Genomic DNA, 24,027 nt, shown 5'->3' on the forward strand with positions numbered 1-24,027 from the left:
TCCATTGTAGCGCATTCGAGAGTACGTTCACAAATACAGCAAGAGCAATGGTTCGTCCATTGCTCTTGTCTGCTGTCGCTTATATATTCAATTGGATAAGCCTGTTCTTAGGAATAACGGCCTTGTCCGATTTGGCTTACTTTCACAAGGTTCGTGGAACCTGCGCAGCTCATTGGAACACCAGCTGTAATAACAACCAGATCGCCTTCTGCAACGATGCCTGTTTTCACGCCGCCTGCAACAGCAACGTCGAACATTTCATCAGTAGAAGTAGCTTGATCGCCTTTAACTGGAGTAACACCCCAAGTCAAGGACAAACCGCGCATTACTTGCTCAGAAGGAGTCACAGCGATGATTGGAGCTTTCGGACGGTATTTGGATACCATACGCGCTGTGTAGCCAGTTTGTGTAGAGCTGATGATTGCTTTAGCGTTCAGGTCAAGAGCTGTGTTAGCAACTGCTTGGCTGATTGCATCCGTAACTGTTGTTTGCTGTCTCAAGCTTTGTTTTACCAAGATTTCACGGTATTCAAGCGCGGATTCAGCTTTTTCTGCGATACGGGACATTGTCATTACGGATTCAACTGGGTATTTCCCTGCAGCTGTTTCACCGGACAACATGATTGCATCCGTACCATCGAAGATTGCATTCGCTACGTCACTTGCTTCCGCACGTGTAGGACGCGGGTTGCGTTGCATGGAATCAAGCATTTGTGTAGCTGTGATAACTGGTTTGCCAGCCAGATTACACTTCTCGATCATACGCTTCTGAACGAGTGGTACTTCTTCAGCTGGAATTTCAACGCCAAGGTCACCACGAGCAACCATCAAGCCGTCAGACACTTCCAAGATTGCATCCAGGTTGTCCACGCCTTCTTGGTTTTCAATTTTGGAAATAATTTGGATATGAGTTGCATTATGCTTTTCAAGCAATTCACGGATTTCCAAAACGTCTTGTGCTTTACGAACGAAGGAAGCAGCGATGAAATCAACGCCTTGCTCGATACCGAAGCGGATGTCGTTCGCATCTTTTTCTGTAATACCTGGAAGGGAAATTTTCACCCCAGGAACGTTAACGCCTTTTTTGCTCTTGATTGTGCCGCCGTTAACGATTTTACATTTGATTTCTGTACCTTGAATCTCAACAACCGTCAAACCAACGAGGCCGTCATCGATCAAGATTGTGGAACCGACTTCTACGTCACGAGGCAAGTTCTCGTAAGTTACGGAAATGCGGTCTTTATCACCAAGGATCTCTTCTGTTGTCAATGTGATGAACTCGTCTTCAACGAGATCAACGGAGTCAACAGCAAGCTTACCCGTACGAATTTCTGGGCCTTTCGTATCAAGGAGAATTGCAACCGTTTTGTTCAATTCTTGGGATGCTTGACGAATGTTTTTGATTCGGTTGCCGTGCTCTTCAAAATCACCATGTGAAAAATTAAGACGAGCAACGTTCATGCCAGCCGTAATCAATTTTTTAGTGTTCTCTAAAGATTCGCTGGAAGGACCGATAGTACAGACGATTTTAGTTTTACGCATATGGCTTCCTCCAATTATGTGTGTCTCTCTAAGTATCTCTATATGGCATTGCTAAAAAACAAGGCTCTCAACTATCTAATTTACTACATTCAAGAAAATTTGTATATGAAGATAATCATATTGATAAGTTTTACCAGCAGACAGGATTTTAAGTCAATGAACTCAAGAAAACCGCGCCATACCAGTCAGGACGTGGATCTGCGACACAGACGCCACTGAACTTAACCGTGCTGCAGAACGGCGAACTCGCCAATATTGCGAAATTTGTCATATCTATCTTCCCGCAGCTGCTCTGGGGTCATCCCCATCAGCTCGGTCAAATGACGCCAAATCGCATCTTTCAAGTTGGCAGAAGCCACTGCAACGTCCTTATGAGCACCGCCTTGAGGCTCCGGAATGATCTCTTCGATCACATTGAGTTCCTTCAGGTCAGAAGCTGTAATCTTCATTGCTTCTGCCGCTTGGTCGGCTTTGGACGCATCCTTCCATAGGATCGACGCAGCACCATTCGGTGAAATGCATGAATAGATCGCATTCTCCAACATCAGGACTCGGTTGCCAACGCCGAGCGCAAGCGCACCGCCGCTTCCGCCTTCACCAATTACGACGCAAATAATCGGCACACCGAACAGGGCCATATCTCGCAAATTGCGTGCAATTGCTTCCGATTGTCCTCGTTCCTCAGCTGTATTGCCCGGGTATGCGCCCTTCGTATCGATGAAAGTAATGATTGGACGACCAAACTTGTCCGCTTGTTGCATGAGCCTAAGCGCCTTACGGAAGCCTTCTGGATGCGGGCTGCCGAAAAATCTTGCAATATTGTCTTTTGTATCCTTGCCTCTTTGATGTCCGATTACCGTTACCGGCACCCCGTTCAGACGCGCCAATCCGCCCACAATAGCAAGATCGTTGCCGAACAATCGGTCACCATGGAGTTCAATGAAATCAGTGAAAATATGCTGAACAAAATCAAGTGTGGTCGGTCGCTGTTGGTGTCTTGCCAAGTGCATCTTCTGCGATGGGGAGATGCTAGCATAAATTTCTGCAGCTAACTTGGCGTAACGCTCCTCCAAGCGGGCGATTTCTTCAGTAAAGTCAATTTGCTTCTCGTCGCCGAACCGTTTCAATTCAGCAATCTTCTGCTTCAACTCCACCAAAGGCTGCTCGAACGGAAGTTCATTCGCCATGAGCTACATCCCCTTTCACCGTATGCAGATCGATAAGTTTCGCCAACGTGGACTTCATGTCCTTACGCTGCACGACCAGGTCGATTTGTCCATGCTTCTGGTTGAATTCAGCCGTTTGGAATTCTTCCGGAAGCTTCTGACGAATCGTCTGCTCAATTACGAGACGGCCGGCAAAGCCGACTCTTGCCCCAGGCTCAGCTATAATGATGTCGCCAAGCATGGCGAAGCTTGCAGATACTCCGCCCATAGTCGGATCCGTGAATACTGAAATATAGAATCCGCCTGCTTCGTGGAATTTTCCAAGCGCTGCGCTCGTCTTGGCCATCTGCATCAGACTCAAGATGCTTTCCTGCATTCTTGCGCCGCCAGATGTAGAGAAGATGATTAACGGATATTGCTTCTGCATTGCAGTTTCAATAGCTCGTGTTATTTTTTCTCCTGTTGCCGATCCCATGCTGCCTGTGAAGAAATCAAAGCTCATTACCGCTACGACGACAGGAAATCCTCCGATTGTCCCCTCGCCCGTAATAACAGCTTCATCCAAGCCAGATTTAGCCTTTTGCTGCTCCAGCTTGTCCTTATATTCTGGAAAATCAAGCGGATCCGCGGATACGACATCCGCATCATATTCAAAAAATCGGCCTTCATCCAATGTCATCTCGATGCGCTCTCTTGCACTCAAGCGCAAATGATATCCGCATTGCGTACATACCTTCAGGTTTTTATCCAGCTCTTTATGATACTGAATCGAGCCACATTTTGGACATTTATTCATCAAACCTTCGGGTATCTCGCGTTTGGGACGGTCATCGTGTACAGATCCGGACGGCACCGTTGCGTACTTTTTCTTTTGAAATAAGTCTTTAAACACCCGATACACCTCTTTAGGCGTGATTTCTCCAGTTGAAAAATAGGACAGAATCCTATTGCTTCAAATTAGAGATTGTCCTAACCATAGACAACAAAAATCGGCTGTTTGAACGAATATCGTTCATTCATCAGCCGCATCATGCATGCAAGATCGAATTAAGCACTTCCTGAATTTCTTCAACTTCTCCGGAAGGCACTAGAATTTCAAACTGTTGTTTAGACAGATGAATCGGACGGATCTGAATGAGAAATCCTTCCTCTGTCAGCTTGCGCTGAATTTTATCTGCTAAATTGGCAGTCGGTGCGATGTAGATAACAGTCCACACGCGCGATTGACCCCCCTAACGTTCCAGAAACGGCTCATATAATGCCATTATGATATCATAATTGTCAATTTCACCGCAACAAATTCCAACAGACTTGCTGGAATGAGCAGCTCATTAAACAGAGTAGAACGGCTGTCAAGCCTTACCCTATCTCGGCTTGGCGACTTCTTTAAGAATTTGCATTCTCATCGTCGGATCCGCAAGCTCCACCCTCGCCGTACTGCTGCGCACGCTTGTTGTGATGTGCAATTCTTGCAGATGCCGCAGCTGCTAATCCCGCAACAATATCATCTAGAAACACATGAATCTGCGTGGTGTCCGAATTGAGATGATGAATGATTCCCAGCTTGGCTTTATCCAAGTACCCAAAGCTGGTGAGGCCGATCATTCCGTAAACGCTAGTGATGCCAAGCGCAAGTGTTTCATCTACGCCATAAAGGGATTCATCCGTTTCCATAATCGCTTGGAGCGGCTCCGGCAGCAGCTTCTGCTCCGCAAGCATATCTAATGCGATGCCGGTAATAAGCGTATATTGCACCTCACGCTTGCGAGTTACGGCTCGTACGCTGTCCAAACAGTCCTCCAGCGTCAATGCTGCATTGTATGGCTGCTGTAGATGGAGCACAATCTCCGCGATGGATTCGAGTGATACACCTCGTTTAACTAACCATTGCTCCGCCATATTGAAGGTCATGGCGTCCCCTCCCTTCACCCCTTCGATCTCGTCTTGTTGCGAATAGGGTGTATGACCACTCTATGCAGGTGGGAGGGGAATTGTGCTACTTGCGAGAGAGGATCTAGCCACGACTATTTTCATTTCACGCGTACCGTTCCAGCTCCGAACATGGATTCAATCTTCTTGAACAGTTCAGGCGAGGGCTTCAGCGCATAGGCTTCGCTAAGCGCCAGCAATTGCTGATCGCGCTCATAGAACAGCACAGTCGGCAATGGGCCTGGCTGTGATTTCAAGAGCTGCTTCAATTGCTGTAGTAAATCAGGGCGCTCATGATCAGCTGTAATCTTGATATATACACGCTGCTGGTGCGGGAGGCGCGAACTCGATCTGGAGGCAGGTACAGCATCCGCCCTTCCTTCATTTACCCCAACTGGAGCCTCGTTTCGCACATGCACAGCGGATGACCCAGAACCATCCGACACGACGCCTGCGTGGAGATTCGTATCAATAGCCGCCCCGGCTCCACGTTTATTGTCGATAGCTGCGCGCTGACGCATATGGCCCCCCTGATTCTCTGGCGCGCGCTTACGATGTGCAGCACGCTTCGTAAGCGCAGCAATTGCGCGTGATTCGAGCGGTACGACCTCGTCAGCAAGCAGCTTATAACCTTCATCCTGGTGCTGAACTTTCGCCCGTATGGCGATCAACGCCCCCTTCTCGATTAAAGACTCCGCTCGACGCCATACCTCTGGGAATAGCACCACTTCAGCCCGTTCTATCCGATCTTCAATTTCAATAAATGCCATCGGCTTTCCTTTCTTCGTCATAATCGAACGAAGCGATATAACCATTCCGGCAACTGTGCATTCACTATCGTCCGGCACTTCGTGCAAATCAACTAGCCGATCCGTTTCCGAAGATGCCAGTAACTCCGCATGGTCATCCAACGGGTGACCGGATAAATACAATCCCAACAATTCTCGCTCCAGTTCGAGCTGCTCTGTCATGGCGAATGGCGGAATATTTGGATAATCGATCGTCCAATTGTTCACTTCAACGAAGCCGAATAATTGGATTTGGAGATCATCCCTTTCTTTGCGCCATTTTGCAGCAGCTTCCAATGCCTCGTCCAGCATAGCCAGCAATTGAGCACGATGACCTGGCAATGAATCGAACGCCCCTGCTTGGATAAGCGATTCAATGACTCTCCGATTGCATACTCGAAGGTCTACCCGCTGACAGAAATCGAGCAAATCCGCAAACGGCTTCTCCTTTCGCTGTTTCAATATACTTTCGATGGCAAGCGTACCAACATTCTTAATGGCGCCAAGGCCGAAACGAATCGCGCCATCAACAGGCGTAAAGCGTACATAGCTTTCATTTACATCTGGAGGCGACACGACAATACCCAATCTTCGACAATCCTCAATGTATTCTGCTATCTTCCGATGGCTGCCCATGTTCGCTGTCAGCATAGAGGCCATAAATTCTGTCGGATAATGAGCCTTCAAGTAAGCAGTTTGGAAAGCAAGCACACCATAAGCAGCAGCGTGCGCCCGCGGGAATCCATAATCAGCGAAGCGAACAATCATATCATAGACCCGATTAGCTTCTTCTTCTGTATAGCCCTGCTTCAAGCTGCCTTCTACGAAGTGACGGCGCTCTTGATCAAGCACCTCCCGCTTCTTCTTCGATACCGCACGCCGTAACAGGTCTGCTTCTCCAAGCGAGAATCCCGCCATTCTGGAGGCAATATGCATAATCTGCTCTTGATAAACAATGATGCCATACGTGTCTTGCAAAATCGGTTTTAAATCAGGGTGCGGATATTCGACAGCCTTTAACCCATGCTTACTTTGAATATAGTTTGGTATGAACTCCATTGGACCTGGACGGTACAGGGCAAGCACAGACACGATATCTTCAAAGACAGACGGCTTCAATTCCCGCAGTACACGACGAACACCAGCTGACTCCAGCTGGAACAATCCCGTTGTATCTCCCCGGCACAACAGTTCATAAGTCTTTTTATCTGTATCGTCGATCGTTCCTAGATCCAGTGGCTTCTCTGTTCGATGGTTCACCCATTCTAGTGTCCGTTCAATAATCGACAATGTCCGCAGACCAAGAAAATCCATTTTCAGTAGGCCGATCGATTCCAAATTCTCCATAGAGTACTGCGTGAGCGCAATATTCTCGGTCCCTGCCTGCAAGGGAACATAATGAGTCAGCGGCTCTTCACTGATTACAACCCCTGCTGCATGGGTTGAAGCATGCCGCGGCATTCCTTCTACTTTCGACGCCATATCGATAAGCTCGCGAATGCGTGCTTCCCGCTCTCTCCAGTTGCTTAGTTCATTGCTCGTCCGCAATGCCTTCTCAAGTGTCACTCCCAGTTGGTTCGGTATGAGCTTAGCTACCCGATCCGTTTCGTTATAGGGCACATTCAGAGCCCTGCCAACATCTCGCACTGCCGCTCGTGCAGCCATCGTACCGAACGTAATAATCTGCGCCACCCGATCGGGGCCATACTTATTCGCAACGTAGGCAATGACCTCATCACGGCGCTCATCATTAAAGTCGATATCAATATCCGGCATCGTAATCCGCTCCGGATTCAAAAAACGCTCAAACAATAAATGATACTTGAGCGGATCAACATTCGTAATCCGCAAACAGTATGCTACAAGACTGCCGGCTGATGATCCCCGTCCAGGGCCTGTCATAATACCTTTTTCATGTGCAAAGCGAATGAAATCCCATACAATTAAGAAGTAATCAGAGAAACCCATATTCTCAATGGTATTCAGCTCATAAGCAAGTCTCTCCTTCGCCTCGCGTTGAAAGGCTTCATCCTGCCATTCCGGCAGCGACCCATACCTGCTCTCCAATCCTTCTTCGCACAACTGACGTACATACTGTCCCGCATTCATGCCTTCGGGGAGCGGATGATAGGCAGGAAGCACATGCCCGCCGAAATCAAGTATCACATTACATTCATCCGCAATCCGAGCCGTATTCGTAATTGCTTCCGGAACATGACGGTACAATGCCCTCATTTCATCCTGAGACTTAAAATACATCTGATCCGTATGCATACGCATCCGACCCTCATCGTCAACGGTTTTCCCTGTACCAATGCAAATGAGGACATCTTGCATCGCTGCATCTTCCCGCTGTAAATAATGGACATCGTTCGTTGCCACAAGCGGTACTCCTGTCTGCTCACTTAATGCTATAAGGCCAATGTTAACCTTCTTTTGATCCGGAAGGCCGTGATCCTGCAACTCAATATAAAATCCATCATGAAAAATATCCTTATATCGTTCAACTGCTTTGCGTGCAGCCTCTTCATTGCCATGAAGCACATGCTGCGACACCTCGCCACCAAGACAGGCGCTAAGCGCAATAATCCCATCCGCATACTTACGAAGCGTATCCATATCGACACGAGGTTTATAGTGGAACCCTTCCAAATGGCCAACGGAGCAAATCTTCATTAGATTCCGGTATCCCTGCTCATTCTTCGCCAACAATATCAAATGATAGATTGGCTGTTCCTTGCGCGATACCTTCTCATGAAGCCCTCCTGTCGTCACATACGCTTCCACGCCAATAATTGGCTTAATGCCATGAGACTTACATGCTTTATAAAAAGGAATGATCCCGTACATCACCCCATGATCTGTGAGAGCTAACGCCTTCATCCCGCATGCGGCTGCCCGTGCAGCAAGCGCTTCAATACGCGCTGCTCCGTCGAGCAAGCTGTATTCACTATGCACGTGCAGATGCACGAACTGCTCCATACCATTCACTCCCTACTCTGATACATCATGCGAACATATTTTCGTTTCTTATTGTATCATAATTCCGCCAGCAAGTCCTATACATGTACAAAGGGTTATTCTATGTGAAAAGGGGCTAAACAATGGGTTCTTTTCTTTCCAAAGCGCTGCTCGACTTCTTTATCGCCTTCGGCATTGTGCTCGGAGGTGCCATATTAGCAGGTATCGGATCCGTAATCGCTCTTCAACCTCCTGCGGATACGATGCGCCATATTGCAGAACACCTCAAAATATGGGCAGTTGTCGCTGCTGTTGGCGGTACAATCGATCCGATTCGTGTCATTGAAAGCAACTTTTGGATGGGTAACTTGAATCCCGTATTCAAGCAGCTCTTGTATATCTTCGTATCATTTCTGGGGGCTCACTTCAGCACAGAGCTCATCCACTGGATATGCCGCAGCCGTCTATAACTTTTCGTAAACGTTATGCTACAACTGTTCTGAGCCTTTCGAACGGTTGGTTACATGCGGAGAACACAAGGAAGGAGAACACAGACGATGCGCCAACGCAAAACTCCATTGTGGCTTAGTAATCTTTCACTGATCATAGTCGGCAGCGTTATAGGTGCCGGCGTTTATCACGCAGTCTACTTGCACCAATTCAATGAAGTCATGATGATGAACATCGACCTGCGCGATCGTCTTGCACATTACAAAGCAGAAACGGAGGATTTGCTTCGCTACAAAAATCGGAAAACCATTATTAAAAGCATCGACCTGCACATTTACAAGCAGCAGAACGGAGTAAATATCCCACAAGCTGACGAAATGGAGCTTCGTCGCCGATTACTAAAAGAACTAACCGTACTAAAGGGCCGGAATGTATTCCAAATTGACGAATACAGCAAACTCGTTGAAGGGCTGCTATCCCGCAAAATATATCCTGACATCAATGACAAAGACTATGCAGTTCAATTGAGAACAATGCTCGTCACAGAAGGTGTGCTCCACGTCTGGATTGACGTCCATCCCTACATTCCAACATCACCATAATTGTAAAAAATTCTACAGCCAACAACCTTATACATATGCACCTCTTCTAAACCCAAACATTTTCAAATTTTTTCGAAATTTCATTCCATATTTCGTTCATGTCGTTTCTATTTGTGCGTCATCTTTACGTGTAACTATTATTTGTCTTTTCACTCCCTACTTTATATCTTTACTTGCATATTTCATTAACAACCATTCTCCCCGTATGTGTTTCTAACAATATTGCTCCACTATCCCTTCGACTCAGTGCCCAAATGCGCTTTTCCCTAAAATTACTCATGTACATTTCATTACTACCGATCAAGTACACTGATTTAATCTTAAAATTTATATTTCAACTATTGAAATAAGAACATATATTCCATATAATCAATACAGGAACATTAGTTCCCATATATAATCTCTCTAAATATTATCAATATACATAGATCAAAAATTCATTTCACCTAATTAAAATAATCATCATCTCATGCATCATTTTTGTCTATATCTTAGGAGAATCGCTATGAGAACAAACCTTATAGATCCTTCGTGCTCTCATCTCAAGAAGTTATTGCATAATGAAGACGCCTGCACTTCTTTTTTATATACATTGAAATGGCCAAAAGGCTTTGTATGTCCGCGCTGCCAGCACCAACAAGCATGTACCATTTCAACACGCAGGCTTCCTTTATATGAATGCCGGGCTTGTCATTATCAGGCTTCCTTAACCGTTGGTACCGTTATGGAAGGTAGTCGAACACCCCTGCAGAAATGGTTTACTGCATTATGGCACCTTTCGCGTCCTCATTGCAGCCTGAACGCCGTGCAGCTCAGCGCGATCATCCAAGTTACGTATAAAACAGCCTGGTCAATGCTGCATAAAATACGAACCGCTATTAACCGTGCGGATAATGCTCGCCCTTTACACGGTGATGTACGAGGCCTGCTGGCTTTTTACGGATATCATCCGATCAGTCCATTCAAAGAGCGACAGCACCCTGTAATTGTTGCGCATTCCGTCACCCCAAATGATTCCACAAGTGCACTTAAAATGAAAATGACTAGTCTTGCTCGACCAGATCACAAAATACTCTCCTATGTTGAACACCAAGCATTTATTAATACACATGTTGCTGCTTCTTCTATGGAACCTACTATTAATCGATATTTTTATAGAATTAAACGAAAGGATCGTTTGTATCAATCGTCTAAACAAGTTTGGCGTTGGCTGAATGAAACGTTTCACGGAATTGGCTCAAAATATCTACAGCTATATTTGGACGAGTATTGTTTTCGTTATAATATTTCGTATATGTATAAATCTGCTTCGGAGTTGTTCTGCCAATTCTGTAGGCCTCTTTTCACATCGAGTTCAATATCAATCCCCAAGCTGAAACGTTGTGCTTAAATCAGGTTCATTACGAAGGGTAACCAATGCTCGAATTCTACACCCTTTCCTATCAAATATTCGACTAGACTCATATCTATTATTTACTTGTATCTTTTGGTATGCTTTAATTTGTTTTAATTTGTTTTAATTTGTTTTCACCAAACCCTTGACCATTTTATACCCAGCTCATAGTTTATTAATACACATTTTGTCTCCCGATTCGTTCACTCTACTTGGTTGCTGCTACATTTTTTATAGGATTTTATATGTTTTACAGTCTTTTCAGTCTTTGCAGTCTTTGCAGTCTTTGCAGCATTTACTGTTTTAACAGCCTTACTTCTTTTACTTCTTTCTTTTACTGCTTTTACTGCTTTTACTGCTTTTACTGCTTTTACTGCTTTTACTGCCTTTCTTCTTTCTTTACTGCTTACTGCTTTTGTAGCGCCTTTTACTGCTATTACTTTTACGTTTTCAGACATTGCTGTACAGATTTATAAAGGCTATTGCAGCATTTACTACACGTTTTTATATTTAGATGTTCTAAGCATGCGAAACACTAAATTTCGCTGTGCTTTTCTTATGTCCATTCTTCGATGTTATTTATGACTCATTTATCCTTCTGCTCGCGTCAACAACAAGGCCTTTAACCGTTAATGCTTTGTCTTGCTTTTAAATTTGATTACGAAACGATAACTGACCCAATGGGATAGTGGTGAAAAGGGCAAAAAAGAACCTAGAAATTGGGGTGATTGAAAGAGGCTGTTTTTGCAAAACAACAATAAGTCTGAAGACACTTGGGTTGGGTAATGACATTTGAGCAACGATATTTGAATAACGATGATTTTGTAGCGATGTTTGAGTAGCGATGTTTGAGCAGCAATCTTTGAATAGCAATCTTCGAGTAATGGCACTAAGCTAATAGGTCTTTTCCTATATTGGATTGTTAAATCTTGTAGGACTGTCCCTTTGAATATGGTAATATAAAGGAGCTTTAGTGTTGTTTTGTTTCCCTATTGTCGTAGAAGGAGAGTTGCTTAATCGATGGAAACTATCCAATGGGTGCTGATTATCTTGATTTGTATGACATCAGGATTGTCTGTGTATTTCAGCTTTCGTTCAAGACGTGAGCAGGCTACGGCACTTCGTGGCTTGTATGCGGCTAAAATGAATATTTGTATGGGATTTATGTTGTTGTTTATCGCATCAATTCAAATTTTCATGTTCACAGCATCGACCGTAAGAGTTATTGTAGGGGCTGTATTGCTCGTAATCGGACTGTTCAATTTATTCGCAGGAATACGGAACCACAGTCATTATCAAGCCATTTATTCAGCAGGTAAAAAATAATCACTACATCAACAACAAAAAGGGATTGCAACTTCTCCACCGCGTAACGGTAGAAAAGCGATCCCTTTTTTATCAATTTCATTAGATTTTATCAAAACCCGCTATAGGTTATGGTTAATATGTTAATCTCTCACGACGACACACGCTTCCCGCCTTCTTGAAGTTTGTATGAAGCTATTTTTATAACTTCATAATATTGGTCAGGCGGTTAGTCGTGATCAATCGACTGCGCAGTCATCATGGCTTTGGCTACGAGGTGTTCGCCGTGGCGAATAGACATCTCCAGCTTGCAAAATTTGCGGCTCATTTCGATAAATTCTGGGTGCATGGTAACGATATCCTCAATTTGAAGAGGGCGAACGAAATAGGTCGTCATATTTTCCATAACGTGGTCGTAGCTGCGAACGTCCTTTACTGCCCTCAAAGCGCCCTGCGTCATAATTGTGGATAAAATCCCCTCTGATACAGAGCCGAATCCATTCACCATCTGCGGTGTGATAACGCCACGGAAATAAAGCTGTCCCTTATCATCTCGCTCTTCTTCAAACCCATGCCAAATGAGGTCATCAAAGGTTTCCCCAAGCTGCGGCTCCTTGCGGGCATCACGCATCGCCTGCAGCACCTGTCGTCTTGTTACTACTGCGATCAGCTTGCGATTGCGATCAACGATCGGAAGTAATTCGACCCCCTCCCATACCATAGTATGGGCAGCCGAAGCTAGTGTTGTCTGAAGCGTTGCCGTTATCGGGCTCCTCGTATAGAGCTTATCGATGCTCGTACCCGATTCAGCTCCCAGCACATCCTTGTATGTGATCATTCCAATTACCCGATACCATTCATCTACTACTGGGAACCGCGTGTGGTTTGTTTCTTCACGCAGTCGCTGGAAGTCATCTACTGTGCTGGATGGTCGCAGAACGAACATTTTGTCTTTTGCGGTGACAATATCCTCTACAATCATGATTTTCTTCTTAATTAATCGGTCGAACAACGCACGGTTAATCATAGAACCAACCGTAAAGGTATCGTACTTCGATGAGATGATTGGCAAATCCAGCGCATCTGCAAGAAGCTTCACCTCTCGGCTTGTCCCGAATCCCCCCGTAATAAGTACACCTGCACCATGTTGAAGCGCAAGTCGATGGGCATCCTCACGGTTCCCGACGATAAGCAGGCTCCCAGCGTCAATATAACGAGCCATAGCATCCAGCTTCATCGCTCCGATTACATACTTGTTCAGCGTCTTCATTAAACCGCGGCTACCGCCAAGTACATGCCCGCCTAATATATCAACAACTTCGCCAAACGTAAGCTGCTCGGACATATTGCGCGGCTTCTTCTCTACCCGAACTGTGCCGATCCGCTCTTTCGTAACGACAATCCCGATGCTCTCCGCTTCCTTCACGGCACGATAGGCGGTTCCCTCACTAACTCCCATTTCCTTTGCCAGCTTACGAACCGATATTTTAGTCCCTGGCTTCAAGCTCTCAATATGCTGAAGCAATTGTTCATGCTTTGTTAGCGTCGCATCATGGCCATCCATCTGTTACACCCCTATATTCCGAACTGTTGTATTCTGTGCTTAGTTTACCATATATTTATAATAAACTGCAAAAAAAAACAAGTTGGCATTTGACTTTGCAAATACCAACTTGTGATGTTTCTATATGAGCAGAGGAAGGAGCAGCTATCAAATGTCATCCTGAAGCTACATTAGATGCGACGGCTGTTTTTTCTTTTTTCACCAGCTTGCGATAGAATAATTGGAACGATACGCTGCTCGCTGTCAGCGCCAATGCAATATATACCGATAGGAATCCAACATTCATCCAAACATAGCTCATATCTCCTAATGAGATTACACCGCGGAAGGCCCGGATCGTGTAGGTCATCGGCAGCCATGGGTGAAGCATTTGGAAAAATGGCGGCGTCAATTCAATCGGGAAAGTACCAGCCGTTGATGACAACTGTAGGACAAGCAGGATGATAATAATAAACCGGCCTACATTGCCAAATGTCGTTATGAAAAATTGAATCAGAGCAAAGAAGGTCAAGCTGGTCGTCAAGCATACTAGAAAGAACATTGGAAGATTCGTTACAGGCAGCTTAATGACCGTCAGAACGACTGTACCGCAAATAATCACTTGTAGCATGCTCTCGACGGTCATGAAACCAAATTTACTGACCATCCACGCCATTCCGGACGGTGGTCTCGCGCTTGTTTCTTTCAACGGATAAACCATAGAGAACATAAGCGCACCCACAAAGAAGCCAAGCGACAGGAAATAAGGCGCCATTCCGACTCCATAGGTAGTCACATCATGATTCTGCAGCTTGTCGCTGCCAACCGGCGATGATATCATCTCGTACGTTTTGTCGGTAGGGTTTTGAGTCGCCTTTTGCGCTCCCTCTCGAAGCTTGTCGCGCAATTCAGCCCCGCCGTTCATCAATCGCTGTTGACCATCCAAAAGCATTGCAAATCCATTGTTGATGGAGGCCTTCGCCTTATCCACTTGATTCAGCATATCGCTCATCTTCTGGAACATGATCTTCTGTATATGCCCCCCTGCCTCATCCAGCTTCATATCAGCCAAATTATGCAGCATGTCGCGTGCCATTGGCTCTAGCGAATTTACTTTGTCATCTGCCGCCGTATGCAGCTTCTTCGTAATTTCCGGAGCCAAGCGGTTTAGCTCCTCATTTACTTTGTGATGAATGCCGTTCACAACTTTTGGCTCGTATTGCTTCCACTTTTCGTCGACCAGTGTATGCAGCTTATCCACAAGCTGCTTCGATTTCTGCTGGTACATATTGTCCGCTAGCTCATGCGCCTTATCCCGCAGTTGAGGAGCCAGCTCATTCGCCTTCGTCAGCACCATACGATTGGCCAATGCACGAATTTGAGGAAAGACCTCACTAAACTTCTGATCTGCTGCCTCGTGCAGCTTCTTAACGAGCGAGCTCCCTACCTTGTTTAGCTCTCGATCTGCAAGCTCGGTAAGATCCTGCTTCACCTTCTCCTTCAACGCCAACAATTGTTCACCGTTCAGCCGGTTCTCCACCTTCGTTCGCACATCCACAAGCTTTTTCTTGAGCTCATCCCAAGGTGCTTTCATGTTAGGCGGGATTTGATCTTCAAATGGCTTGAGCTTCTCTTCAAGCATTTTCAGATCCTCTTGGATCTTGTTCATTTCATCCTTGCCCCGCTGAATTGCACCGTCAAAAATAGCATCAACCTTCTCATTGATATACCGGTGAATAGAGGAACGAATGGTACTGTCCAGCTTGCTGTATTCATTGTCGATGATAGTATGCATCTTGGCACGGGCTGCAGGCTCCATCTCCGTAAGCGAATCATTTAGCTCAGTGCTTATCTTTCCGAGCACCTTGTTTAAATTTGCATCGTAAGCCTGATCAATTTCCCGATGCATGTTCTCTCGAATTTGCTCGCCATACTGCTCAGCCTGCTCGTCGATTTGTTGATGCACTTTTTCCTTCGCCGGCATCGATTTCGAACGTATGAGTTCATCAATTTTGGTATGTAGCGAATCGTGTACAATATCGTAGTATTTATCCGATTGTGCATCAATTTCCCGATGAATCTTATCCATCATCTTCGGCTTGTTGTTACGGATCGCTGCATCGATCTCTTTATGAATCATCTTATCAAGCTTTTCTTTGTTATCTTCCAGAGCGCGTTCGACCAATGTTCCAGCCTGCGAAGTTTTGGAATCCACCTTAGCATTCAGTTCATCTCTGAACTTCTCAATACCTTCCCCAAGCTTGCCTAGCCCCTGCTCGATTTGATTTGCACCTTCACTTGCCGCATATAGCCCATCCGCTACTTTGTCAAGTGCGTTGAACATTTGCTCTACATAGGTTTCCGTAACCTTTTGCGACAATTCAGCCTTTATATTCTGTACAACTTTATCTGCAATTTGACCAGAAATAAAATTATAGCTGCTGTTCTCTGTATAAATCAGATTCATCGGTTGCGGATGTGGATCAAGGATCGTCGTTGCATTATGAGACATTTGTTCTGGTATGCGAATCATCAAGTAGAACTTGTTCTCACTCAACCCCCGTTCCCCTTCCTGCCTGCTTACGAAATGAAAGGCAACCTTGTCATTATCATGAAGCTTCTCGATCAATTCCCGACCAATCGCAATCTCCTTTCCTTCGTACATCACCGGTCGATCTTCATTGACGACAGCGACAGGCAGATGCTTGACATTGCTATACGGATCCCAATTCGCAACCAAATATACACCGCAGTACAGCAGCGGGATGATAAGCAGACCCAGAACAGGTACAAGCACCTCTTTGGTTCGGATATTCGCGACGAATTCCGACCAAAAAAAACGAATACTTTTCACGCTGTCACCTCCTTATTGACCGACTGACCAAATTATTAATATGGTTCTCATCTGACAGATGCGAGTATTATAACCCACCATTTTGAGTATTTCAATTTCCAATTATTACACCAATCCAACCTACTATACAAGAAAACAACCTACCAATGAAACACGTCTGTTCCGCCTTTAGAAACAGTCAAACAACCGATTAAAAGCAACCCTATCTTGACACAATTATGTGTGTCCACTGGATTTCAGAACATAAAAAATAGAGCCTCTCCTAGTGGAGGGCCCTATTCCCAAGCAAGTACGATTATTTCAATCTGGCAGGCTGACCTTTCAAACGCGCCTCAAGGCGATTATACTTCTCGCGCTTGATTTCCCGCAGACGCTGCTCCATTTCCTCGTCCACACGCAGCAAGCGATGCAGATGAGCAGCCACGATCAGCAAGGCAAACGCAATCCATACTACTCCAAACGTAGAGGAAGGCGTCCAGCCCTCCTTAAAGTTCAACGTAGGCAGTACATAAATCAGCATAGCTACAACAAGTATGATGGATATTACGTGTTTCCAGTTGTTCCGTGGTTTCGCAGTTGCCTTATTTTGTTCCGTTTTCATTCCGTTACGCTCCTTACTTGAGATGAGCCGCCATTCGGTAGACCATCTCTAATCTTGTCCTATACTAGAGCGTATGCCGGTTATATGAATCCCATGACTTCTTTCTTGTCCTATTGATAAAGGTGTCCAAGCGATTCGGAGACGATCTTGTTCACATCTTGAATGACGACAGCAAGTCGACGTTCTGCATCGAAAAGCTTAGCGATATCAGTATTCATGCTAATCACTTGGAATAACTTTTCCATTTTTTCCATTTCATCCTGCTCTGGCATTTCACCCGTCATCATCTTTTGCTGCAATTCCATTTGGCGCGCGCGGAAATCATCCAGCATCTGCTTGCCTTCAGGATTCGCTTCCACTGCCTTCATTGCCTCTTCTACTGCCTTGGCCTCCTCAGAAGCCTGCAATGCACGAGCCAAGTCGTGCGCTTTGTCATATACGCTCATCATCCATTACCTCCCGCAAAAAAATACAATCTTCAGCATAACATAGTTCCTCACTGCTGTCCTCGTCCAAATATGGCGTTTATCCGACAGCTAATAAAACAAAGGACTGCACTAACCCGATAATACCACCAAGCAGCGCCCCTAACCATGTAATGGCCCGGAATTCCTTGCCTGACACGCTTAAAATAATCGTCTCCAGACGTTCAATTGGGAACTGTTCCACTTGTGAACGCACGACATCCTCTAGATGTGCTGCCCGCACGATAGAATCCAGATTACGATCAAGCAAGCCAAAGGCAGCCTTCACCACACTGGGGACATATTCCTTCCATACGGATTCATATTTTCCGACTAATTGGCCTGGTTGAACTGCACCGAGGCGCTCAATTTGCTTAGGCCACTGAATGAATTCAGCAGCATGACCTACGATATAATCAAGCGAATTCGCCTCTTCTGGAAGCTCTGCCCAAGAGCGTACGAGTTGGGAAGGCGTTTCTTGAAGCCATTCATTAAGTTTGGTCAACATGAAACTTGCAACAGCTGCACGGACCTTCGGAGAACGCAGCTGCTCAACAAGAATAGGCGTCATTTTCGTTACCAGCTTATCCTCATCCACGAATATCGCTGCCATCGCGCCAAAAAATCCGGAAGCGCGATCAATAACCTCCTTAGCCAGCTTCGTCATGAGCAGCTGTCCCTGAAACGATGTTAACTCCTTCTCGAATGAAGACAGCATCGCAGCAGCTGCTTTATCCGCCCATTTTGCAGAAGATTGCTCCCAGCCTGCCGGCAACCATTCCACAAGAGGCCGCTCATCCCAGCCTTTCCTCTCCAGCCACTTCTTAACCCCATTGCTCGTCCATTCATTCAATCGACTCGCAGAATAATCCCGAATCTCATCCCACTCCTTGTCCGGGAACAATTGTGCTGCCCACTCTTTTACCGTTCTGCTGTCTTCAGACCAATTACGTGTCATCCGAAGCACCGCTTGAACGGCATTCTCGCGGGCTTCTGGACGATTCAACATCGTACGAAGACCGTCACTTGTCACCAAGTATTCGGATACGACCTCGCCAAAGGAAGCCGCAATATCATCCTTCCTTTTCGGAATCAACCCTGGCGTGAATGGAACTCGCCAGCGTCCAATATATATAGCATTCCGTGGATGAAAGAGCATTTTAATCGCAAAATGGTTCGTTACCCCGCCTACGATTGCTGCGACGGCAACACTAAAACTAATAAATAGCCAAACCGGCATACTCATCCCCTCCTGTTTTTTCCTTCTCTAGGTCAATCACCAAGGGAAATATGTCCTCATATGATGAATTAACGTATACGTTCTATCTGTATCGACCCATGCAGATGGAATCGTATGAATGACTGCAAGTTGTTGTTGGAAGGAGAACCTCCATGTCTAAATCAAAAGCGACGCTCCAGTTGATCAGTTCCAGCATCTTGCAAGACGATGTGCTCGTGTTGGGAGAGGCCTACGCCAAGCTGTGGAAGGTTCCTGTCAATCAGCCGTTGACGGTAAAGTTCGGTTCCTTTAGGCAGCGCATAACAGTAATATCCGCCACCCGCTTCGATGGGCTGAGAATGAGTCATTCTCTTGCACGGAAGATGGGACTTATTAACGGCCTGTCATTGCGTGCCGCCTACAAAACGTCTAACCAAACCCTGAGCCTTGGACCGCTAATTGGTGTATTAATAAGCCGCGATCATCCTAGTATGCCTGATAAGCCATTCGGGTCAATAACATCCTTTTGCAAAGAGTTGGTCGATGCATGCCAGCTACAAGGGGCGTGGGTGTGCTTCTTCACACCCGATCATATTCAAGATCTCCACAACGTAAGAGCGTGGGTTCATAGCAATGGCAGCTGGCAGCGAGTAACGATGCCAATTCCAGACATTATTAACAACCGATTGACATCCCGCAAGCTGGAGAACAAACCTAGCGTACAGCATTTTATGAAAGAAGTAAAATCACGTTATCAGTCTGTCGTCTTTAACGAAAAATTTCTGGATAAAACAGAAGTGTTCGAGGCGTTACGGCCTCACCCCGAGTTTGCAAAATATTTACCAGAATCTTATTCACTCCGCAGCTACTCTACCTTAAAAAACATGTGCAGCCGTTACTCAACGGTATTCTTAAAACCAGCTCGCGGCAGCCTCGGGAAAGGAATAATTCGCATTACCCGCATGCCAGACCACAGCTATCAAGCCTTGTATACCACCTTGAACGGAACAAAGCGCCAGCAATTCAGCAGTTTGGTAAAGATATATTCCAGCCTATCCGGCAAGATCAAGTCGAATCGCTATCAAATTCAACAGGGTCTGACCCTTATTGATCATAGCAAGCGACCCGTCGATTTCCGCGCACTCGTACAGAAAAATGCATCTGGAAAATGGACCATCACCTCCATCGTCGCACGCATCGCAAGTAATCAACACTTTGTATCTAATCTGGCACGCGGCGGTTCGCTTAGCACCGTAAGGGAAGCGATTCATCGTTCCAATTTGCCTACTTCGGTGAAAAGCGATGTAAGTGCGCGGCTAAAGCGGGCAGCACTTGACATCGCCCAAGGAATAGATACACACATCCCCGCTCATTTCGGCGAGCTAGGGATTGATCTCGCTGTTGATAATTCTGGTAAAGTATGGTTGCTTGAAGTCAATTCTAAGCCATCCAAAAACGACAACACCCCATTAAGCGATAACAAGATCCGTCCGTCTGTACGTAAAATCGTTGACTACGCTCGCTTTCTGACCGGAATCTAAGGAGGTGGCAGCAATGAACGCTTCAGAAGCTTCATATCCGACACTTGGCGTTCTGCAATGCGAAGCGAAAGGCGTGCTGCCATTCACGGAGGCAGCGTATTGCCGCAGATTATCCATAGCCGGACGCAAGCACGGCATTCATGTTATGGTGTTCTCCCCGCTATGGATCCATTGGAATAACCATACCGTACATGCATTTGTATATACCAAATCGGGGTGGGAACGCCAAAATCTCCCCCTGCCTGCGCTCGCTTACGACAGGTGCACCTACACCGATAACCGCCAATACAGAAAAACACGGGCAGCGATAGCTCGCATGATGGAGCAAGCAAATGTAAGGCTGCTAGGTGTCGGCTTACGAGGCAAATGGGAGATCTATCGTTCCTTGCATAATGACTCCTACCTATCTCCCATACTGCCCCCTACTCGGCTGTTCACAGGCGTCGCCAACCTCGTTGATCAGTTGAGTCGTTTTCAAGAAGGACTATTTCTGAAGCCGCATGGTGGAACTCACGGGAAATCTACACTCCATATTCACCTCCACCGCAACAGCGAGGAGGAGACAGGTTCGAAACTCATATCCTCTCCGCTGGAACTGCGAGGACGAGATGACAACAACGAGGCGATCCATCATCTTTTCCCTTATCCTCAAGAGGGATTCGCCTGGATTGAACGGTTTGTAGGCAATCGAAAGTTTATCATTCAACCCTATTTATCATTGGCCACCCAAGAGGGAGAGCCGTTCGACATACGCGTTCTCATGCAAAAAGACGAAAATGGGCGCTGGGATTTCACGGGTATGGCTGCACGAATAGGCCAGCCTAACAGCGTCACTTCGAACCTGCACGGGGGCGGTCGAGCCGTCCCGGTCATTCCGTTCTTGGCAAGCCAATTTGAACCGAATCACGGACAGCGGCTTATCAAACAGCTACGTCAATATAGCAAGTACATTCCACCGCTTCTGGAGGCTCAGTATGGGCGAATAAGCGAGATTGGCCTCGACTTCGGTATCGACCTCGATGCTCGCCTCTGGCTGCTTGAAGTCAACTCCAAACCTGGCAGATCTGTCTTCAGACAAACGGGTGAGCACGAAGCCGCTTTAAAATCAGTGGAAAATCCGATTTTGTACGCACGCCACATGTTGGTTCGGTACCTTAGGAGGGTCAGTTCATGAGTTTGACGGTATGCAACGTCCATTTGACGCCAAATTCCGGTAAATTTTTATATGTCTCTAACTCGCTATTGAAAGAACTTAAGCTTACAGGCAAACGATCGGTAAGGCTTAGACTCGGCAAATCAGTCACTCCAGCATTGGTCAAACCGATCCGTAGGCCCGGCAAGCATCTCTACGTTACAGCTGGATTGCGTTCTTCAATTCGCGTCCCTAAGTCAGGATCCGTGCTTTTGTTTAGTGAAACAGAGGGTGATCTGCAGCTCGGCCCCCTTATAGGCATTATGTCAGACGGAGCTTCAAGATCTCCTGTGGCTCCATTCGGTAACCGAACAGGATTCATTAGACAAATATTGCGAACAGGCAATAAAAAAGCTTATGTGTTCGCTTTTGCCCCACGCGATATCAATTGGCAAAACGAAACCGTGCTTGGCTACTTCCTAGGTCCTTCTGGAGGCTGGGTAAGGCGAACCGTCCCGCTCCCCGACGTCGTATACAACCGCTTGCCAAGCAGGCGAGCCGAAACCTCTGGCTCTTACAATATGATTCGGGAACGCTTTACCCGTAAGAAGATACCTTTTTTCAATTGGAGCTTCTTCAATAAATCAGATGTGTATGCCTTGCTGAAGGATGAAATAGAAGCGAATCGATATGTCCCGGAATCCGTTATGAATCCCTCAACCGATACAATACGCTCGATGCTGGAACGTCATCAATTTGCCTATTATAAGCCATCCGGTGGCAGCCTTGGAATCGGCATTTATCGACTTACCTACCTGCCTAAGAAAGGGTATTTTGCACGCTATACAACAAATGGAAAAAACGTACTGCTCCGCTTTCGAACCTTTGCCAGCCTGATGCGCATGCTGGAAGCAAGACATGGCCGCAACCTTCGCAATTATGTGATTCAGCAAGGTGTTCGCTTAATTGAAATTGACGGATGTCCGATTGATTTCCGTTTCCATATGCATAAGAACGGAGACGATAAATGGGCGGTTGTCGGCATCGGTGCCAAAAAGGCAGGCAAGGGCAGTGTAACCACACATGTTAAAAATGGCGGCAAACTGATGACCCCTTCGCAGGCACTTCAACGCGCCTTCGGGAACCGCTCAGACGAAGTCCTTGAGAAGGCGAAAAAGATTGCCATTATTTTGGCAGAAGCCATTGAACGCAATCATCCACATTTGCTGGGAGAGCTCGGATTCGATATCGGCATTGATCGTGACGAGCATGTCTGGATGTTCGAAGCAAACGCCAAACCTGGACGCTCCATTTTTAAGCACCCTTCCCTTAAGAATGAAGGGCAAGCATCGATTGAACACATATTGGATCACTGCCTGTACCTAAGTAAATTCCGCAGGGGGGAGATCGTGTGAGCGGCAAAGAGAAAGCAACACCTACGCCGGTCGTCGCCATATTAACAATGGATGATGCCAAAGAGCATTTCCGCGGCAATCGCGATAATTTTGCCGACATCATTCAAACTGGAAGAGGCATGGGATTTATCGTCTATCTCCTTACCGTAAAAGACTTGAAGCTTAATGCCAAGCGGGTCATCGGATATACGATTAACGACAACAATATGTGGAAGCAGGAGTGGTTCCCGCTTCCGCATGTCATTTACAATCGCATTCCTCTTCGGGAAGATGAAAGTCTGCCTGCAGTGAGCAGCAAAATCAAGGAAGTGCTCGCCCATCCAACTATACGCATATTTAACCCTTATTTTTTCAATAAATGGAATTTATTTGAATGGTTGAAAAAATCCAAGATCACGAAAAAGTATATTCCATCAACGAAGCGGCTAAAAACATCCAGTACGTTAGGAAAAATGTTGCATAAGCATCCATATTTGTTCCTGAAGCCGGAATCCGGCAAGGCGGGTGCCGGCATTATGACCCTCCGCGTGAACCATACCAAAGCACTGAAATACCGCCTTAAGATTCAGGATAAAAAGAAAAGTCTATCCTACAAGTGTGCAACGATTACGAAGCTGTGGAGTCGGATACAGAAGCAGGCAGGAATGCATGACTATATCGTGCAACAAGGCATTCCACTAGCCGCCAGCAATCGACGTCCCTTCGATCTTCGAGTCCTTATTCAGAAAAATGGACGGGGACATTGGGAAATTACAGGCGTTGGCGCGCGTGTCGCCGGTTCATCTAGTATTACGACACATGTACCGCGCGGCGGAAGCATAGACGATCCAGAAAAGCTCCTTATTTCCGTGTTCGGTACTGGACAGTCCAAGCGCATCATGACTCGAGCCAGACATGCTGCACTTATTATTGCAAGGCAGATTGAGCGCGCCTCAGGTCATTTACATGGCGAGATGTCAATGGACTTAGGTGTCGATGCAAGCGGCAGCATCTGGTTCTTCGAGGCAAACGCAAAGCCAATGAAGTTCGATGAGCCTCATATTCGGCATCGTTCGCTTGAGCGCATATTTCAATACTGCCAATATCTTGCAAAGCAGAGCGGATGATGGACAGGAAGAAGGTG

General features: G+C 46.2%; 20 protein-coding genes. 8 read left to right on the forward strand and 12 right to left on the reverse strand.

What is annotated here, in order from left to right:
* Positions 1 to 107: 107 nt before the first annotated feature.
* The 6 genes from pyk to ACQ5BJ_RS19355 form a co-directional block, all read right to left on the reverse strand.
* Positions 108 to 1,541 (reverse strand): pyruvate kinase, encoded by a 1,434-nt coding sequence (gene pyk / locus ACQ5BJ_RS19330; RefSeq protein ID WP_005551685.1) that lies wholly within the window; start codon positions 1,539 to 1,541, stop codon positions 108 to 110.
* Between the two features lie 221 nt (positions 1,542 to 1,762).
* Positions 1,763 to 2,728: an acetyl-CoA carboxylase carboxyltransferase subunit alpha gene (locus ACQ5BJ_RS19335; protein WP_005551686.1), complete on the reverse strand. Its 966-nt coding sequence runs from the start codon at positions 2,726 to 2,728 to the stop codon at positions 1,763 to 1,765.
* Positions 2,718 to 3,599 carry an acetyl-CoA carboxylase, carboxyltransferase subunit beta gene (gene accD, locus ACQ5BJ_RS19340; protein ID WP_171418897.1) on the reverse strand — a complete coding sequence of 294 codons (882 nt, stop codon included), beginning with the start codon at positions 3,597 to 3,599 and terminating at the stop codon, positions 2,718 to 2,720. Before accD ends, ACQ5BJ_RS19335 begins: the two co-directional genes overlap by 11 nt.
* A gap of 136 nt (positions 3,600 to 3,735) precedes the next feature.
* A complete protein-coding gene (locus ACQ5BJ_RS19345; protein WP_005551689.1) occupies positions 3,736 to 3,924 on the reverse strand; it encodes a hypothetical protein in 189 nt (62 codons plus the stop codon).
* A 169-nt stretch (positions 3,925 to 4,093) separates the two neighbouring features.
* The gene (locus ACQ5BJ_RS19350) at positions 4,094 to 4,618 is read right to left on the reverse strand and encodes a phosphatidylglycerophosphatase A family protein (RefSeq protein WP_005551691.1); all 525 of its coding nucleotides are present in this window, start codon (positions 4,616 to 4,618) and stop codon (positions 4,094 to 4,096) included.
* Positions 4,619 to 4,737: 119 nt separating this feature from the next.
* Positions 4,738 to 8,406: a DNA polymerase III subunit alpha gene (locus ACQ5BJ_RS19355; RefSeq protein ID WP_430112009.1), complete on the reverse strand. Its 3,669-nt coding sequence runs from the start codon at positions 8,404 to 8,406 to the stop codon at positions 4,738 to 4,740.
* Between the two features lie 122 nt (positions 8,407 to 8,528).
* Here ACQ5BJ_RS19355 and ACQ5BJ_RS19360 point away from each other — a divergent pair, with 122 nt between their 5' ends.
* The 3 genes from ACQ5BJ_RS19360 (at position 8,529) to ACQ5BJ_RS19370 (ending at position 10,827) form a co-directional block, all read left to right on the forward strand.
* On the forward strand, positions 8,529 to 8,855 hold the full coding sequence (locus ACQ5BJ_RS19360; protein ID WP_005551693.1) for a YtrH family sporulation protein: 327 nt from the start codon (positions 8,529 to 8,531) through the stop codon (positions 8,853 to 8,855).
* An 87-nt stretch (positions 8,856 to 8,942) separates the two neighbouring features.
* A complete protein-coding gene (locus tag ACQ5BJ_RS19365; protein ID WP_005551694.1) occupies positions 8,943 to 9,437 on the forward strand; it encodes a hypothetical protein in 495 nt (164 codons plus the stop codon).
* A 505-nt stretch (positions 9,438 to 9,942) separates the two neighbouring features.
* The gene (locus tag ACQ5BJ_RS19370) at positions 9,943 to 10,827 is read left to right on the forward strand and encodes a transposase (RefSeq protein ID WP_430112011.1); all 885 of its coding nucleotides are present in this window, start codon (positions 9,943 to 9,945) and stop codon (positions 10,825 to 10,827) included.
* Positions 10,828 to 11,033: 206 nt separating this feature from the next.
* Here the strand turns inward: ACQ5BJ_RS19370 and ACQ5BJ_RS19375 are convergent, their stop codons facing one another.
* Positions 11,034 to 11,288 carry a hypothetical protein gene (locus ACQ5BJ_RS19375; RefSeq protein ID WP_430112012.1) on the reverse strand — a complete coding sequence of 85 codons (255 nt, stop codon included), beginning with the start codon at positions 11,286 to 11,288 and terminating at the stop codon, positions 11,034 to 11,036.
* Between the two features lie 562 nt (positions 11,289 to 11,850).
* On the opposite strand from ACQ5BJ_RS19375, the gene ACQ5BJ_RS19380 reads away from it, so the two are divergent.
* The gene (locus ACQ5BJ_RS19380; RefSeq protein ID WP_005551696.1) at positions 11,851 to 12,156 is read left to right on the forward strand and encodes a YtpI family protein; all 306 of its coding nucleotides are present in this window, start codon (positions 11,851 to 11,853) and stop codon (positions 12,154 to 12,156) included.
* A 208-nt stretch (positions 12,157 to 12,364) separates the two neighbouring features.
* Here ACQ5BJ_RS19380 and ACQ5BJ_RS19385 read toward each other — a convergent pair whose 3' ends face one another.
* The 5 genes from ACQ5BJ_RS19385 to ACQ5BJ_RS19405 form a co-directional block, all read right to left on the reverse strand.
* A complete protein-coding gene (locus tag ACQ5BJ_RS19385) occupies positions 12,365 to 13,699 on the reverse strand; it encodes a DRTGG domain-containing protein (RefSeq protein WP_005551697.1) in 1,335 nt (444 codons plus the stop codon).
* Between the two features lie 154 nt (positions 13,700 to 13,853).
* Complete coding sequence (locus ACQ5BJ_RS19390) at positions 13,854 to 16,532, reverse strand: YhgE/Pip family protein (RefSeq protein WP_430112014.1); 2,679 nt, start codon at positions 16,530 to 16,532, stop codon at positions 13,854 to 13,856.
* Positions 16,533 to 16,827: 295 nt separating this feature from the next.
* Entirely contained in the window at positions 16,828 to 17,133 is a 306-nt protein-coding gene (locus ACQ5BJ_RS19395; protein WP_005551700.1) for a hypothetical protein, read from the reverse strand.
* A gap of 110 nt (positions 17,134 to 17,243) precedes the next feature.
* Positions 17,244 to 17,579 (reverse strand): YlbF family regulator, encoded by a 336-nt coding sequence (locus tag ACQ5BJ_RS19400; RefSeq protein ID WP_005551702.1) that lies wholly within the window; start codon positions 17,577 to 17,579, stop codon positions 17,244 to 17,246.
* Positions 17,580 to 17,658: 79 nt separating this feature from the next.
* On the reverse strand, positions 17,659 to 18,837 hold the full coding sequence (locus tag ACQ5BJ_RS19405) for a DUF445 domain-containing protein (protein WP_430112016.1): 1,179 nt from the start codon (positions 18,835 to 18,837) through the stop codon (positions 17,659 to 17,661).
* Between the two features lie 152 nt (positions 18,838 to 18,989).
* Here ACQ5BJ_RS19405 and ACQ5BJ_RS19410 point away from each other — a divergent pair, with 152 nt between their 5' ends.
* From ACQ5BJ_RS19410 to ACQ5BJ_RS19425, 4 genes are read left to right on the forward strand one after another with little or no spacing between them, the layout of a single operon-like run.
* A complete protein-coding gene (locus ACQ5BJ_RS19410; protein ID WP_268621783.1) occupies positions 18,990 to 20,357 on the forward strand; it encodes a YheC/YheD family protein in 1,368 nt (455 codons plus the stop codon).
* A gap of 13 nt (positions 20,358 to 20,370) precedes the next feature.
* Positions 20,371 to 21,531, forward strand: a complete 1,161-nt coding sequence (locus ACQ5BJ_RS19415) for a YheC/YheD family protein (protein ID WP_289356074.1) — start codon at positions 20,371 to 20,373, stop codon at positions 21,529 to 21,531.
* Complete coding sequence (locus tag ACQ5BJ_RS19420; protein WP_268621778.1) at positions 21,528 to 22,904, forward strand: YheC/YheD family protein; 1,377 nt, start codon at positions 21,528 to 21,530, stop codon at positions 22,902 to 22,904. Before ACQ5BJ_RS19415 ends, ACQ5BJ_RS19420 begins: the two co-directional genes overlap by 4 nt.
* On the forward strand, positions 22,901 to 24,010 hold the full coding sequence (locus ACQ5BJ_RS19425) for a YheC/YheD family protein (RefSeq protein WP_268621776.1): 1,110 nt from the start codon (positions 22,901 to 22,903) through the stop codon (positions 24,008 to 24,010). The genes ACQ5BJ_RS19420 and ACQ5BJ_RS19425 overlap by 4 nt, the downstream gene beginning before the upstream one ends.
* Positions 24,011 to 24,027: the final 17 nt, after the last annotated feature.

Source organism: Paenibacillus sp. B1-35, from assembly GCF_050474385.1.
Lineage (GTDB): Bacteria > Bacillota > Bacilli > Paenibacillales > Paenibacillaceae > Paenibacillus_B > Paenibacillus_B alvei.

Coding starts and splice junctions, on each gene's coding strand:
- pyk (WP_005551685.1), bottom strand. CDS start 1,541: ATGCGTAAAACTAAAATCGTCTGTACTATCGGTCCTTCCAGCGAATCT.
- ACQ5BJ_RS19335 (WP_005551686.1), bottom strand. CDS start 2,728: ATGGCGAATGAACTTCCGTTCGAGCAGCCTTTGGTGGAGTTGAAGCAG.
- ACQ5BJ_RS19350 (WP_005551691.1), bottom strand. CDS start 4,618: ATGACCTTCAATATGGCGGAGCAATGGTTAGTTAAACGAGGTGTATCA.
- ACQ5BJ_RS19355 (WP_430112009.1), bottom strand. CDS start 8,406: ATGGAGCAGTTCGTGCATCTGCACGTGCATAGTGAATACAGCTTGCTC.
- ACQ5BJ_RS19360 (WP_005551693.1), top strand. CDS start 8,529: ATGGGTTCTTTTCTTTCCAAAGCGCTGCTCGACTTCTTTATCGCCTTC.
- ACQ5BJ_RS19365 (WP_005551694.1), top strand. CDS start 8,943: ATGCGCCAACGCAAAACTCCATTGTGGCTTAGTAATCTTTCACTGATC.
- ACQ5BJ_RS19370 (WP_430112011.1), top strand. CDS start 9,943: ATGAGAACAAACCTTATAGATCCTTCGTGCTCTCATCTCAAGAAGTTA.
- ACQ5BJ_RS19375 (WP_430112012.1), bottom strand. CDS start 11,288: ATGTCTGAAAACGTAAAAGTAATAGCAGTAAAAGGCGCTACAAAAGCA.
- ACQ5BJ_RS19380 (WP_005551696.1), top strand. CDS start 11,851: ATGGAAACTATCCAATGGGTGCTGATTATCTTGATTTGTATGACATCA.
- ACQ5BJ_RS19385 (WP_005551697.1), bottom strand. CDS start 13,699: ATGGATGGCCATGATGCGACGCTAACAAAGCATGAACAATTGCTTCAG.
- ACQ5BJ_RS19395 (WP_005551700.1), bottom strand. CDS start 17,133: ATGAAAACGGAACAAAATAAGGCAACTGCGAAACCACGGAACAACTGG.
- ACQ5BJ_RS19400 (WP_005551702.1), bottom strand. CDS start 17,579: ATGAGCGTATATGACAAAGCGCACGACTTGGCTCGTGCATTGCAGGCT.
- ACQ5BJ_RS19405 (WP_430112016.1), bottom strand. CDS start 18,837: ATGCCGGTTTGGCTATTTATTAGTTTTAGTGTTGCCGTCGCAGCAATC.
- ACQ5BJ_RS19410 (WP_268621783.1), top strand. CDS start 18,990: ATGTCTAAATCAAAAGCGACGCTCCAGTTGATCAGTTCCAGCATCTTG.
- ACQ5BJ_RS19415 (WP_289356074.1), top strand. CDS start 20,371: ATGAACGCTTCAGAAGCTTCATATCCGACACTTGGCGTTCTGCAATGC.
- ACQ5BJ_RS19420 (WP_268621778.1), top strand. CDS start 21,528: ATGAGTTTGACGGTATGCAACGTCCATTTGACGCCAAATTCCGGTAAA.